Source organism: Massilia scottii, assembly GCF_030846495.1.
Taxonomy (GTDB): domain Bacteria; phylum Pseudomonadota; class Gammaproteobacteria; order Burkholderiales; family Burkholderiaceae_D; genus Telluria_A; species Telluria_A violaceinigra.
This window is the reverse complement of the sequence record NZ_JAVCWM010000011.1, coordinates 102,765-115,494: the sequence shown is the minus strand read 5'-3', so window position 1 is coordinate 115,494 and position 12,730 is coordinate 102,765. Positions and strand designations below refer to the sequence as shown.

Here is a 12,730-nt window from a genome sequence, read left to right as displayed (position 1 = left end):
CGCCCTATGAATATCCAGCTCACCGATATCGGCCACGTCATCCAGCTGGCCATTGCGCCGGTGTTCCTGCTTACCGGCGTGTGCACCAACCTGATGGTGCTGACCAACCGCCTGGCGCGCATCATCGACCGTTCGCGCGTGCTGGAAGACCGGCTCGACATCGCCTGGCACGACGCCTACATGGACGAACTCGAGGTCCTGTACCGGCGCTGGCACCTGGTTAACTACGCCATCGCCCTGAGTACCGCCTGCGGCCTGCTGATTTGCCTGGTCATTGCGCTGCTGTTCCTGGGCGATACCACCAATGTCGCGCTGGACCAGTACATCGCCGGCCTGTTCGTGATCGGGATGCTGTGCCTGATCGGCAGCTTCGTGTACCTGCTGCGCGAGATTTTTGTCGCCTCCAAGACGCTGCGTTCGCGCCGTCACGTGCGCCCGCGCGGTTCGCCGCCGGCCGCTAACTAACAGATTGAGTTTTCTTATGCACGATTACCAACGTCCTCCCACCCTGTACCGCTACGCGCCGCGCGCCGAACTGGAAGCTGCGCTGACCCTGGGGCAGTTCCGCCTGGTCCCGGCCAACAACTGCCTGACCCTGTCGTTTTCGCAAGCCTGGGATAAAGCCCTGTTCGAGATTTTTTCGCCGGCCGACTGCTGCCTGGTGATCCACAACACCGAGGAATTCGGCGAACGCCTGCACCGCGCCGTGCAGCGCACCCTGCCAAGTTGGGCCGGAATCGACGGCGCCGTCGAATACGGCGCGCGCGCAGCCCTGGGCGCCGCCTTCACCAAGAGCAGCGCCGAAGCGGAAGAACGTGAATGGCAGTTCGCCTGGCGCGCCATGGCGCCGCAAATGAGTCTCAATCCCGTGACGGTCAAGATCGGCAGCATCGAAACCTTCGCCGAACTGCGCGAGCCGCAAAGCTATCAGGCTTAATTGCCAGGCTTGTCGCCGCGATCGAGCCGTGCCAGCACGGCCTTCATCATGCGCTCGATGTCGGAGCGGATGATGTTCGCCCCCAGCATGCCGGGCACGTAGAATTTGGGTACCAGCCTGCCGCTGTAGACGATGCGCGTGCCGCCCGTCTCGGGTACCGGAACGAGCTCCCAGCGGCACTCGTAGACGCGCATGTCGCCGGTGATCAGGCTGATGTCGATGGACGTCATCGCTTCCTCGGTCGCCTGCACGATCAGGTGGATGTCGCGCCGGATGAACAGGAAGCTGGCCACCCCGAACTGCTCGATGATCGCCTTGTTGCCGGTGCGCGAGAGGACCTTGGACGTTTTCAGGTCCGGCACGAACTCGGACATGCGGTCGTAATTGGTCAGCACCTTCCACACGGCCGCCGGCGCGGCGCGCACCTCGCCGCTGGACGCGACCTCGAACATGTGATGGTCCGCCATATCGACGCGCTTGACCGTCACCTCCAGCCTGGATTGGGCCAGGGCGGGCGTGGAACAAGCAAGAAAGCAACAAAATAGGATTCGCGGAAACATAAGGCTAGCCTACGGGAAAGCGGCGACCCTGACAAGGGAGGCACGCCCAAGCGTGCGCGAGGTGGCGGCCGGCGCCGGGCCGAAGATTAGAACCCTGCATCTACAGAACTAGGTTGTAATGTCGTCTTGATATGCAGTCCCGACGTTCCGTCTTCACGCCCCCACCCATCACAATCATGACAATCCAAGCCTACCCGCACCTGCTCGCGCCCCTGGACCTGGGCTTCACCACCTTGCGCAACCGCGTCATCATGGGTTCGATGCACACCGGGCTCGAAGACCGCTTCTACAATTACGGCAAGCTGGCCGCCTTTTACCGCGAGCGCGCCAGGGGCGGCGTGGGGCTGATCGTCACCGGCGGCATCTCGCCCAACCGCCAGGGCTGGCTGCTGCCGTTCGGCGGCACCCTCAATTTCGCCGGCGATGTCTACAACCACCGGCGCGTGACGACGGCGGTGCACGAGGAGGGTGGCAAGATCCTGATGCAGATCCTGCACTCGGGACGCTATGGTTATCAGCCGCTGGTGGTATCGGCGTCGAACGTGAAGTCGCCGATCTCGCCGTTCAAGCCGCGCGCGCTGACGGAAAGCGGAATCGAAGCGACCATCCGCGACTACGCGCGCTGCGCCAGGCTGGCCAGGCGCGCCGGCTACGACGGCATCGAAGTGATGGGCAGCGAAGGCTACCTGCTCAACCAGTTCCTGTGCGCGCGCACCAACCTGCGCCAGGACCGCTGGGGCGGCAGCATCGAAAACCGCATGCGCCTGCCCGTGGAGATCATCAAGCGCATCCGCAAGACGGTGGGCGAGGACTTCATCATCATGTACCGCCACTCGCTGCTCGACCTGGTCGAAGGCGGCAACACCTGGGACGACGTGATCAAGGTGGCGCATGCGCTCGAACAGGCCGGCGTCACGATCCTCAACACCGGCTACGGCTGGCACGAGGCGCGCGTGCCGACCATCGTCACCTCGGTGCCGCGCGCGGCCTTTGCCAGCGTGGCCGGGCGCCTGCGGCGCGAAGTGAAGATTCCGGTGGTGGCCTCGAACCGTATCAACATGCCGTTCGAAGCGGACGACATCATCGCCCGCGGCGACGCCGACATGGTGTCGATGGCGCGCCCGTTCCTGGCCGACGCCGAGTTCGTGGCCAAGGCGGCCAGCGGGCGCGCCGATGAAATCAACACCTGCATCGGCTGCAACCAGGCCTGTCTCGATCACACCTTCGCCAACAAGCGCGCCAGTTGCCTGGTCAACCCGCGCGCCTGCCATGAAACGGAGCTGGTGTACGCCAGAACGGCCAGGCCGCGCAAGGTGGCGGTGGTGGGCGCCGGGCCGGCCGGGCTGTCGGCAGCGACCGTGGCGGCCGAATGCGGGCACGCGGTGACCCTGTTCGATTCGAGCGACACGGTGGGCGGGCAGTTCAAGATCGCCATGCAAATTCCGGGCAAGGAGGAATTCGCCGAAACGATCCGCTATTTTTCGCGCAAGCTGGAGCTGACCGGCGTGACGGTGCGGCTCGGCGAGCGGGTCACGCGCGAGGCGCTGCTGGCGGGCGGCTTCGATGACGTGATCGTCGCCACCGGCATCAAGGTGCGCATGCCGCCGATCGAGGGCATCAGGCATCCCAAGGTGCTGTCGTACATCGACGTGTTGCAGAAAAAAGCGCCGGTGGGAAAACGCGTGGCCATCATTGGCGCGGGCGGGATTGGTTTCGACGTGGGCGAGTACCTGCTGCACAACCCGGCGCACCCGCTGCCGCTGCCGGTGGCCGAGTGGGCCGGCGAGTGGGGCGTGGACCTGGCGGCGACCACCAGCGGCGGGCTGGTGGCGCCGCACGCGGCCGAACCGGTGCGCCAGCTGTTCCTGATGCAGCGCAAGGCGTCCAAGCTGGGTGCGGGGCTGGGCAAGACGTCCGGCTGGGTGCACCGCGCGACCCTGAGCCGCAATGGGGTGGTGATGCTGGCCGGGGTCACGTACAACAAGATCGACGACCATGGCCTGCATATCACGGTCGGCGGGGAAGAGCGCTTGATCGCGGTCGACAACGTGATCATCTGCGCGGGGCAGGACAGCTTGACGGAGCTGATGCCGGAAGAGGGCGCGGCGGGTGGCGGGCCGGTATTCCACAAGATCGGCGGCGCCGCGCTGGCGGCCGAGCTGGACGCCAAGCGGGCCATCAGGGAAGGCGCGGAACTGGCCGCGCGCCTGTAAGATCAGACACCGTCGTTCCTGGCACTGCCAGAAACGACGGAGCGAAGGCGAGCGGTGGCTATTTTTTGCGCACCACCACGCAGCCGATCGAGTACCCCGCGCCGAACGAGCAAATTACCCCGTGCGAGCCGCTTGGCATGTCGTCCTGGTACTTGTGGAAGGCGATGATCGAGCCGGCCGACGAGGTATTGGCATACGTGTCCAGAATGACCGGCGCTTCCTGCGGTTCGGCGTCGCGCCCGAGCAGCATGCGCGTGATCAGCAAGTTCATGTTCAGATTGGCCTGGTGCAGCCAGTAGCGCGAGACCTGCGCCACTTCCAGCCCCGCATTGGTGACCGTCTCGCGGATCATCTCGGCCGCCATCGGACAGACTTCCTTGAACACCTTGCGGCCCTGCTGGCGGAACAGCTTGTCCGGCTTGCCCACACCCGATTCGTCGAAGCGGTTCATGAAGCCGAAGTTATTGCGGATATTGTTCGAGAATTTGGTCTTGAGCTTCGATTCGAGGATCTCGAACTGGTGCGCGCTGGTCGCCGTCTCGGCCGCTTCGATCACGATCGCCGTGCAGGCGTCGCCGAAAATGAAGTGGCTGTCGCGGTCGCGGAAGTTCAAATGGCCGCTGGTGATTTCCGGATTGAGTACCAGCACCGCGCGCGCCTGCCCGCTTTGCACCGCCGCCATCGCCGTCTGGATCCCGAAGGTGGCCGAGGAACAGGCCACGTTCATGTCGAAGCCGAAACCCTCGATGCCCAGCGCTTCCTGCACCTCGACCGCCATGGCCGGGTAGGCGCGCTGCATGTTGCTGCAGGCGACCAGCACCATGTCGATGTCGGCCGCCGTGCGTCCGGCCCGGTCCAGCGCCTGGCGCGCGGCGGCCACGCAGATTTCCGCCTGCAGCGAGATTTCTTCGTCGGCGCGCTCCGGAATGCGCGCCGTCATGCGCGCCGGGTCCAGAATGCCGGATTTTTCCATCACATAGCGCGATTTGATGCCCGATGCTTTTTCGATAAAGGCGGCGCTCGACCCTTCAATGGCCGTCAGCTCGCCCGCCGCGATCGCATCGGCGTTTTCGGCGTTGTACAGTTCGGCGTAAGCGTTGAAGGCGACGACCAGCTCTTCGTTGGAGATCGAATGGGGCGGCGTGAACAGACCCGTGCCGCTGATGACGACTTGTTTCATGGTGGAGCTTTCAAATAAGGTAAGCCGGGCATAACCCGGCACGTGCCGCTGATTCTACACAATGGACTTCATGGTGGCGAGAAAAGCGCGGGGCCACCCCGGTGGAGAGCGCCTATTTCCGCTTTTTCGCGGGCGCCGGCGCATCTGGCGCCTCGGCGGCCGCGTCCTTGACCTGCTTGGCCAGTTGCACCGGCAAGCCTTTCAGGTGATTGAGCGCCTGCGCCAGCTGGAAGTCGTCGGCGCTGCCGTATTCGAGCGGCTTGCGCTTGCGCTCGATCGCCAGCAGGCGGCGCTGGACGTCGAGCTGCTCGCGCGTGCTGGCCGCGCTTTCCTTGTCGCGGTCGTTCGAGAGGTGCTTCTCCAGGTCGGCCTCGCGCATGCGAAACCCGTTCAAGCCATCGCCGTCGGCATTTTCGTCGACCAGAAAATCGGGAATGATGCCGCGCGCCTGGATCGAGCGCCCGTGCGGGGTGTAATAGCGCGCCGTGGTCAGCTTGACCGCGGTATCGCCGCCGAGCGGCTTGATGGTCTGGACCGAGCCCTTGCCGAAAGTCTGGCTGCCGAGAATCACGGCGCGCTTGTAATCCTGGAGTGCGCCGGCCACGATTTCGGAGGCCGAGGCCGAGCCGGTGTTGACCAGCACCACCATCGGCACCGTCTTGAGCGCCGCCGGCAGCCTGGCCAGCACGTCGCCGTCGCCGTGCAGGGTGTAATACTCGGGCTTGCCGAGGTAGCTCTGGCGCGAATTGGCCAGCTGGCCGTTGGTCGAGACGATTTCTACGCCGCGCGGCAAAAACGCGGCCGACACGCCGATGGCGCCTTGCAGCAGGCCGCCCGGGTCGTTGCGCAAGTCCAGCACCAGGCCCTTGAGGGCCGGATCCTGCTGGTACAGCGCGCTGAGGCGGGCCGCCATGTCGTCCACGGTCGGTTCCTGGAATTGCGAAATGCGCAGCCAGGCGTAGCCCGGTTCGACAATCTTGCCCTTGACGCTTTTCTGGATGATTTCCTGGCGCGTGATCGTCATCACCAGCGGCAGCGCCACGTCCTTGCGCAGCAGGGTCAGGGTGACCTTGGTGAGCGGCTCGCCGCGCATCTTCTTGATCGCTTCGTCGATGCCCAGGTTCTGGATGGCCTCGTTGTTGATGCGCGTGATCAGGTCGCCCGCCTTGATGCCGGCGCGCCAGGCCGGCGAATCCTCGATCGGGGCCACGATCTTGATGTAGCCTTCCTCGCTCTGGGCAATTTCGATGCCCAGGCCGACGAACTTGCCCTGGGTGCCTTCGCGCAGGTCGCGGTAGGCTTTCTTGTCGAGGTAGGCGGAATGGGGATCGAGCGAGGCCACCATGCCGCTCAGGGCATCGGTCAGCAATTTCTTGTCGGGCACCGCTTCGACATAATCGGTTTTGATCAGATCGTAGGCGTCGGACAACTGTCGCAGTTCTTCGAGCGGCATGCCTTGCTCGACCGGCTTTTGCGCCAGCGCCGAAAATTGCATGGAAAAGGCCACGCCGGCCAGGGCGCCCAGGCCGACCAGCCCGGAATTTTTAAGGGTAGAACCCATGGTGTCACCTATGATGCCGGGAAAAATGCGCCAGTTCAGCTGATGAGCTGGCACGAATCCAGTATAAACCCGATTGCGCGGCCCGCAGCGAAATTGTGTATGTCCGCCTTGTGTATCGAAAAGTAAAAAAACCGGGCCCGGCGGTTCCCCCGGGAAGGCAAGGGCTAGAATGCCAGCATCGCAAGCCCTATGACGCGCCACCCACTTGCCGTCCAGCCAGCCTGATTCACCACTGAACCCCTCGATGAGCAAACTGATTCCCTTCGCCTGCGCCGCCCTGATCGCCAGTCTCGCCCCGTCCCTCCACGCCCAGGACGCGCCCGCCGGGCCGGTGACAGCCGTGCCGGTGGAGGAAGCTGCCGCCGTGCCTGGCGCCGTGCCCGCACCCAGGTCCAAGGGAGAGCCCAAGGCTGCAGCAGGGGTGACGGCGGTCACCATCAGCGGCAGCCGCGCCGGCGACACCGAATCGCGCCGCCTCTCGACCGCCGCCAAGATGGTGTTCGGGCGCGAGGAACTGGACCGCAACGGCGACAGCAGCGTCGGCGAAATCCTCAAGCGCCTGCCCGGCGTGACCATGGGCGGGCCGCCGGGACGCGGCGGCGGCGGGGTGCGCATGCGCGGCCTGGGCAACGGCTACACCCAGATGCTGGTCAACGGCGAGCGCCCGCCGGCCGGGTTTTCGCTCGAATCGCTCTCTCCGGACCAGGTCGAACGCATCGAAGTCATGCGCGGTCCCGTGGCCGAACACAGCACCCAGGCCATCGCCGGCACCATCAACGTGGTGCTGCGCGAGGGTTACCAGCAGAAGGATATCCAGCTCAAGCTGTCCGACAGCATCGAAGATGGCCGCCACGGACCGAACGTGTCGCTCACCATGCCCGGCAAGGTGGGCGCGCTGACCTGGCTGATGAGCGGCTCGATGGGCGCCAACCGCCAGCACGACGAGAGCGTCACCACCTATCAGGATACCGATCCGGCCGGCGTGATGCTGAAAGACCAGCAGGTCGACGCCCACAGCAACCGGAGCTCGCGCTCGGTGCACCTGACGCCGCGCCTGTCGTATAAATTCGACAATGGCGACACGCTCAATTTCCAGCCCTTTTTGATGCATAACCGCAGCGAAGGCGACAGCGGCAGCCTGCTGACCCAGCGCATCGGCCCGCCGCAGCGCGAGTACGCGCTGGCGCTGTCGGACTCGACCTCCTCCATGACCATGCTGCGCGGCATCGGAAACTGGCTGCACCGGATGGAGGCCGGCGCCAAGCTCGACGTCAAGTTCGGCTTCGGCGGCGGGCGCAGCGAAAGCACCTCGCTGCGCAAGCAGTACGGCGACAATGGCGCGCTCGAGGATGTCTTCAACGACGTCGACACCTCGCGCAGCCATAGCCTCAACAGCGGCGGCAAGTACAGCACGCCGCTGGCCAAGGGCCACCTGCTGGCCGCCGGCTGGGACCTGGAAGGCGGGCACCGCGAGCAGAGTACGGTGGCGCTGGTCAACGGCCGCGCCCAGTTCGCCGAATCGGGATCGAGCATGACGGCCGATACGCGCCGCGTGGCCGGCTACGTGCAGGACGAGTGGGATATCACGCCGCAATGGTCGGCCTACCTGGGCCTGCGCTGGGAAGGCATTCGCACCAGCGCCACCAACCAGGGACGCGACGTGCGCAACAACAGCAGCGTGTGGAGCCCGGTACTGCATACCGTGTGGCGCATTCCCGGCTTTGAAAAGGACCAGATCCGCGCCAGCCTGACGCAGAGCTACCGCGCACCCCAGCTGAACGACCTGATCGCCGTGCCGACCTGGTCGCAGCTCAACAGCGCAACCCGGCCCGACCGCACCGGCAATCCGAACCTCAAACCCGAGCTGGCGCAAGGGATCGACCTGGCCTACGAGCACTACCTCGGCAAGAGCGGCATCCTCAGCGCCAGCGGTTTCGTGCGCAAGATCGATAAGCTGATGCGGCGCGAACTGACTTTGCGCGACACGCCGGACGGCCCGCGCTGGCTGTCGAGCCCGTCGAACATCGGCAGCGCGCGCACCAGCGGCATCGAGCTGGAGGCGAAGTTCCAGCTGGCCGAGCTGGTGGCCAACGCCCCGACTATCGACCTGCGCTCGAACTACAGCCGTTTCTGGTCGAGCGTGGATGGCATTCCCGGCCCCGACAACCGGCTCGACCAGCAAGCCAAGCAAACCGCCAACGTCGGCCTCGACTGGCGGCTAAAGGACGTGCCGCTGACCCTGGGCGGCAGCTACAACTGGACCCCGGCGATCCGGGTGCGCACCAGTGCCGATGAAATCGCCACCACCGGCGTGAAGCGCCAGTTCGACGTGTACGGCCTGTGGAAGTTCAGCGCCGGCACCCAGCTGCGCCTGTCGGCCAACAACCTGATGAGCGACGATTACCTGGCCGGGCGCAGCGTGACCAAGGAGGGCATTGCCCAGCTGTCGGACACGGCCAGCCGCACGTACACCACCTGGACCATTCGTCTGGAAATGAAGTTATAGTGATCGATGCCATGGCCACAAGCCATTTTTTCCCCGCCCCATAAGGACACCCCTGTGAAACGATATCTTCTGAGCACCCTGACCCTGAGCCTGGCGGCCGCTTTTGCCAGCGCCGCCGAACCGGTCCAGCCGCCCGCGCCGCTTTCCGGCATCGATGTGCAATACATCGACAGCAGCGTGCGGCCGCAGGACGATTTTTTCAGCTACCTCAACGGCCTGTGGCTCAAAAATACCGCGATCCCGTCCGACAAGTCGAGCTGGGGCACCTTTGCCAAGCTGCGCGACGACACCCTGCCGCAGCTGCGTGTTTTGATCGAAGCGGCCCAGAACGAGAAGAACAAGAAAGCCGGCAGCGAGACGCAGAAAATCGGCGACCTGTATGCCAGCTTCATGAACGAAGCCAAGCTGGAAAAGCTCGGTTACAAGCCGCTGGCCGGCGAATTGCAGCGCATTCGCGCGCTGCGTGAAAAGAAAGCCATTCCGGCCCTGATCGCACATCTGTCGAAGATCGGCGTCAGTGTGCCGTACGGCATCTATGTAGGCCAGGACAGCCGCGAATCGACGCGCTACGCCACCTACATCAGCCAGAGCGGCCTGGGCTTGCCGGACCGCGACTACTATCTGAAAAAAGACGACGCCAAGCTGGCCGACGTGCGCGCCAAGTACGAGCGCCATATCGAGAAAACCTTGGGTATGGCCGGCCACAAGGATGCGGCCGTTGCGGCCAAGGCCATCCTGGCGCTGGAAACCGCGCTGGCTGAAGTGCAGTGGAGCAAGGTCGAGCTGCGCGACCCGGTCAAGCGCTACAACAAGGTCGAGATCGCCAAGCTGGGCGAACTGACCCCGGGCTACGACTGGAAGGGCGCGCTGGGCGCCGCCAACGTGGCGGGCAAGGTCGACTACGTCATCGTCGGCCAGCCGAGTTACCTGAGCGGATTCAACCAGGTGCTGGAAAAGACCGACCTGGCGACCTGGAAATCGTATTTCGAATGGCAACTGTTGAACGGTTATTCGGAATACCTGTCGAAAGAATTCGTCGACGCCGATTTTGCCTTCTTTGAAACCGTGCTCAAGGGCGTGCCGGAAAATGAACCGCGCTGGAAGAACGGCGTCTCGACCGTGAATGGCGTGCTGGGCGAAGCGGTGGGCAAGGAATACGTCGGCAAGCATTTCCCGGCCGAACGCAAGGCGCGCATGGAAGAGCTGGTGCAGAACCTGCTGGTGGCCTACAAGCAGAGCATCGACACGCTCGACTGGATGGGTCCGGAAACCAGGAAGGAAGCCCAGGCCAAGCTGGCCAAGTTCCGCCCGAAGATCGGCTATCCGAGCAAATGGCGCGACTATTCGGCGCTGACGGTCAAGCAGGATGATCTGGTCGGCAACATGATGCGCGCGCGCACCTTTGCCTACAACCGCAGCATCAACAAGCTCGGTAAGCCGATCGACCGCGAAGAGTGGGGCATGACGCCGCAGACAGTGAATGCTTACTACAGCTCGACGATGAACGAAATCGTGTTCCCGGCATCGATCCTGCAGCCGCCGTTCTTCGACATGCGCGCCGACGATGCCGTGAACTACGGCGCCATCGGCGCGGTAATCGGGCACGAGATCAGCCACGGCTTCGACGACAAGGGCAGCCAGTCCGACGGCGACGGCAACCTGCGCGAATGGTGGACCAAGGAAGACCGCGCCAAGTTCCAGGCCAAGGCCGACATGCTGGTCAAGCAGTACAGCGGCTACAGCCCGCTGAAGGGCTACAACGTCAATGGCGAGCTGACCCTGGGCGAAAACATCGGCGACAACTCGGGCGTGGCGATTGCGTACAAGGCCTACAAGCTGTCGCTGGGCGGCAAGCCGGCGCCGGTAATCGACGGCCTGACGGGCGACCAGCGCTTCTTCATGGGCTTCGGGCAGGTATGGCGCATGAAGATGCGTGAAGCGCAGCAGATCGTGCAGGTGAAGACCGATCCGCACTCGCCGGGCCAGTTCCGCGCCAACGGCACCATGATGAACCAGCCGGCGTTCTACGAAGCGTTCGGCGTGAAGGAAGGCGACAAGATGTACCTGCCGCCGAAAGAGCGCGTCACGATCTGGTAATCGGGTGAATTGATACGACAAGGGCCACGCGAGTGGCCCTTTTTTTGTGCCCGCGGTATTGGGAACGGGGGATTTGCCGGGCGCCATGCTCGCGACAGTTTTACGTGTGCGAGCGCTCACTGGCGCCGCTCCTGCCCTTGGCGCGAACACATGCGTTCCTGTCAAGTTCGCAACAACTGACTGCGCCAGCCTCCCTCGGCTATTTCTCCAGGCGAAAAAAAACCGCTCTGAAAGAGCGGTTTAGCGGGCGTTCTGAACGCTTACTTGGATGCGGTAACCATGAAATCAACCGCTGCCTTGACTTCGTCATCCGATGCCGAGGAACCGCCTTTTGGAGGCATCATGCCAGCCTTGCCGGTATATCCCTTGATGGCGTGCTCGTACAGCAGTGGCGCGCCTTGCGCGATGCGTGCGGTCCATGCTGCCTTGTCGCCGACTTTCGGCGCACCGGCGATACCTGCGCCGTGGCAAGCGATGCATGCGGAGTTGTAGACGGTCTTGCCTGTGTCAGCGGCCAGCTTTGGCGCTTCGGCCGGTGCTGCTGCAGCAGCCGGGGCCGCTGCGGGAGCTGCCGCCGGTGCTGCTGCTTCGGCGGCTGCCGGGGCTGCGGCTGCTGCGGGAGCAGGAGCGGCTGGTTCCTTGAACGTGGCGCCGGACTGGTTTGCCATGTGCACGACTGCGCGCGCTACTTCGACATCGTCCAGATCAGGATTGCCGCCGCGCGCAGGCATGCCGCGGATACCGACGATGGCGTGCTTGACCAGCGTATCGTAGCCCTGAGCAATACGGGTAGCCCAGCCGCCGGCATCGCCGACCTTCGGTGCGCCACCGATGCCCGCGCCGTGGCAGGCCACGCAGTTGGCGGTGTACACGGCGTCGCCGGCGAGGAAAATCTTCGGTGCGTTGGCATCCTTGAGGACGTACCCTTCGTCGGCCACCGGACGCAGACGTGCGGCGATCGCTTCGGCCTTCTGGCTGTCGGTGCCGGCGCCAGTGGTTTTCGTCGTCGTCACGAACGTTACCAGCAGAATGATGCCGATGACAGTGACCAGGAAGAAGCCGGCCACCGCAGCGACGAGCTGCTTGGGTGTCCGGATCGCGGATTCGTGTTCGTTGTGTGCGTCGCTCATGATGTCCTTAGTACAATTTTCAAAAAGCTGCCGGCCGGTCGTGTTCGCATGGATGAACTTGCAAATACTCGCCAAACCCGCGATTATAGACTCAAAGCACCTCTTATGGAACGCAAATTCCCTGTAACGCGACACTTTCCATGGACGCGTGTACAGAAAAAACGGTATCCTTCGCGTTACGTTCGACATTCCTCAGCGCGGCTGTAGCTCAGTGGATAGAGTATTGGCCTCCGAAGCCAAGGGTCGTGGGTTCGATCCCCGCCAGCCGCACCACTTTTGTTCAGTAAAGATATCAAGTTTAGCCTTGACGACGTTGCAATAGGCGGCATTTTTAGCACCGCAGGTGCTCCGCTATCGTGCGGCCCCGCGCAATGTCGAAAATCATGCGCCCGCGCCTCCCTGAGGGGCTCGCTGTACGCTGGCGGATTTTGATCGGTTGGCCCAGCACTTGTGGATATGGTCTTCGTCATGTTGAGCATGGACATGATATTGGCTTAAAAACATCGTCGTCTCCTATATCATGGACGTCTAAACGACCTAGCTAGC

General features: G+C 63.7%; 9 protein-coding genes and 1 tRNA gene. 6 read left to right on the top strand and 4 right to left on the bottom strand.

Annotated elements, in window-relative coordinates; genetic code table 11:
• Nucleotides 1-6: 6 nt before the first annotated feature.
• On the top strand, nucleotides 7-465 hold the full coding sequence (locus RBA41_RS17190) for a DUF2721 domain-containing protein (protein ID WP_306625339.1): 459 nt from the start codon (nucleotides 7-9) through the stop codon (nucleotides 463-465).
• Nucleotides 466-481: 16 nt separating this feature from the next.
• Nucleotides 482-937, top strand: coding sequence for a hypothetical protein (locus RBA41_RS17185; protein ID WP_099873536.1), 456 nt, complete (start codon nucleotides 482-484; stop codon nucleotides 935-937).
• On the opposite strand, the gene RBA41_RS17180 is transcribed toward RBA41_RS17185, so the two are convergent.
• Entirely contained in the window at nucleotides 934-1,389 is a 456-nt protein-coding gene (locus tag RBA41_RS17180; protein ID WP_229413260.1) for an SRPBCC family protein, read from the bottom strand. The two genes, RBA41_RS17185 and RBA41_RS17180, sit on opposite strands and share 4 nt — an antisense overlap.
• Before the next feature lie 284 nt (nucleotides 1,390-1,673).
• Between RBA41_RS17180 and RBA41_RS17175 the strand changes: the two genes are divergently transcribed.
• Complete coding sequence (locus RBA41_RS17175; protein ID WP_306625337.1) at nucleotides 1,674-3,710, top strand: NADPH-dependent 2,4-dienoyl-CoA reductase; 2,037 nt, start codon at nucleotides 1,674-1,676, stop codon at nucleotides 3,708-3,710.
• 58 nt (nucleotides 3,711-3,768) lie between these two features.
• Here RBA41_RS17175 and RBA41_RS17170 read toward each other — a convergent pair whose 3' ends face one another.
• On the bottom strand, nucleotides 3,769-4,890 hold the full coding sequence (locus RBA41_RS17170) for a beta-ketoacyl-ACP synthase III (RefSeq protein ID WP_306625336.1): 1,122 nt from the start codon (nucleotides 4,888-4,890) through the stop codon (nucleotides 3,769-3,771).
• A 112-nt stretch (nucleotides 4,891-5,002) separates the two neighbouring features.
• The gene (locus RBA41_RS17165) at nucleotides 5,003-6,451 is read right to left on the bottom strand and encodes a S41 family peptidase (RefSeq protein ID WP_306625334.1); all 1,449 of its coding nucleotides are present in this window, start codon (nucleotides 6,449-6,451) and stop codon (nucleotides 5,003-5,005) included.
• Between the two features lie 244 nt (nucleotides 6,452-6,695).
• On the opposite strand from RBA41_RS17165, the gene RBA41_RS17160 reads away from it, so the two are divergent.
• A complete protein-coding gene (locus RBA41_RS17160; RefSeq protein WP_306625333.1) occupies nucleotides 6,696-8,957 on the top strand; it encodes a TonB-dependent receptor plug domain-containing protein in 2,262 nt (753 codons plus the stop codon).
• A gap of 54 nt (nucleotides 8,958-9,011) precedes the next feature.
• Nucleotides 9,012-11,054 (top strand): M13 family metallopeptidase, encoded by a 2,043-nt coding sequence (locus RBA41_RS17155; RefSeq protein WP_306625332.1) that lies wholly within the window; start codon nucleotides 9,012-9,014, stop codon nucleotides 11,052-11,054.
• 260 nt (nucleotides 11,055-11,314) lie between these two features.
• Here RBA41_RS17155 and RBA41_RS17150 read toward each other — a convergent pair whose 3' ends face one another.
• Entirely contained in the window at nucleotides 11,315-12,184 is an 870-nt protein-coding gene (locus RBA41_RS17150) for a c-type cytochrome (RefSeq protein ID WP_306625331.1), read from the bottom strand.
• Between the two features lie 197 nt (nucleotides 12,185-12,381).
• Here RBA41_RS17150 and RBA41_RS17145 point away from each other — a divergent pair.
• Nucleotides 12,382-12,457 (top strand) — tRNA-Arg (locus tag RBA41_RS17145).
• Nucleotides 12,458-12,730 lie beyond the last annotated feature (273 nt).